The 1,303-nt window shown below is 33.2% G+C and carries 3 protein-coding genes; all 3 read left to right on the top strand.

What is annotated here, in order from left to right:
- Nucleotides 1-189 (top strand): transposase (locus tag RCH18_RS16085; RefSeq protein WP_326937790.1); only part of this gene is annotated, 189 nt, incomplete at its 5' end.
- A 44-nt stretch (nucleotides 190-233) separates the two neighbouring features.
- Entirely contained in the window at nucleotides 234-1,127 is an 894-nt protein-coding gene (locus RCH18_RS16080; RefSeq protein WP_326937789.1) for an IS1595 family transposase, read from the top strand.
- A partial coding sequence (locus tag RCH18_RS16180) for a transposase (RefSeq protein ID WP_442788179.1) occupies nucleotides 1,128-1,303 on the top strand: 176 nt, incomplete at its 3' end.

The following is a 1,303-nucleotide window of genomic DNA, read 5'->3' as shown; positions in this document are numbered from 1 at the left end:
ATTAAACGTGTTTGTGTTGACGAAACAGCTATAAAAAGGGGGCATAATTATATAAGTATTTTCACAGACTTAGACACCGGTAAGGTTATATTTGTAACCGAGGGAAGAAAAAAAGAGGTTTTTGATTTGTTCTATGGATGGCTTTGGGATAATGGAGGATGTCCTGGCAATATAGAGTTATTGAGGTAAGCACTTAATTTCATATCTTTAAAGTGACGTAAAGCATAGAAAAGATGGAAATATTTAAAGGTCAAAATCTCATAAAGTTTGCTGAACGGTTTCAAACCGACCAAGATTGCCGGAAATATCTTTCAAGTATTAAATGGTCCGAGCAATATGTTTGTAGAAAGTGTGGTCATACAAAGAGCCAAGTACGCAAAGATTTTGCAAGAACCTGCAATATTTGTAGCGATACCGAATCAGTAATGGCAAATACATTATTCCATAAGGTAAAATTTGGTTTAAAAAAGGCATTCTTTATTTGTTTTGAAATGTCAACAAGTACAAAAAGTCTTTCAGCTTGTCAAACTGCAGTTCGTTTTGGAGTTCACGAAAGAACCGCTAGATTATTTATGCACAAAGTTCGTGAGGCGATGAAATCTAGCGAAGATTTTCCTATGACTGGAGTTGTGAATGTTGATGAATATGTTGTAGGAGGTTATGAAGAAGGCAAGCCTGGAAGGAGTTATGACAGTACAAAGAAAAAAGCTGTATGCGCTGTGGAACTTACAGAAGATGGAAAGGTCAAACGCTTTTATACCTTTCAAATTCCAAATTATTCAACAAAATCGTTAAGAAAAATATTTGAAAAACATATAGACAAACAAGCAAAAATCACAACTGATAAATGGAAAGGATATAATCCAATAGCTAAAGATTATCATTTAACACAGATATTGAGTGATAAAGTTTCAAAATTTAAAGCCTTACACATTATGATTCATCAGGTTAAATCTTGGATAAGAACTATCTATTCTTGGGTTAGTGAAAATAATATTAACAGGTATTTTGACGAATTTTGCTATCGAATCAATCGTTCTCAAAGCAAAGACACAATCTTTAACAATTTAATCAAAAGAATGGTCAAAGCTGATAATATCACACAACAAAAGATAATATGCAACTAGATGCTGACCTCAATAGAGTTATTTAGTATGGACATGTCAGTATCCTACCAAGCTGGTCAAAAAGAATATTTTGCAGGAGCGGAAGTAGTTTTCGATAGATTTCATATTAAAAAAGGAATGAATAAAGCTCTAAATCTTGTTCGAATAGAAGAGGTTAGAAGAGTTGAATCCCTGAA

This window comes from Flavobacterium sp. PL11 (genome assembly GCF_035985025.1).
Taxonomy (GTDB): Bacteria; Bacteroidota; Bacteroidia; order Flavobacteriales; family Flavobacteriaceae; genus Flavobacterium.
The sequence above is the reverse complement of the archived record's forward strand: the minus strand, read 5'-3'. Positions and strand labels throughout refer to the sequence as shown.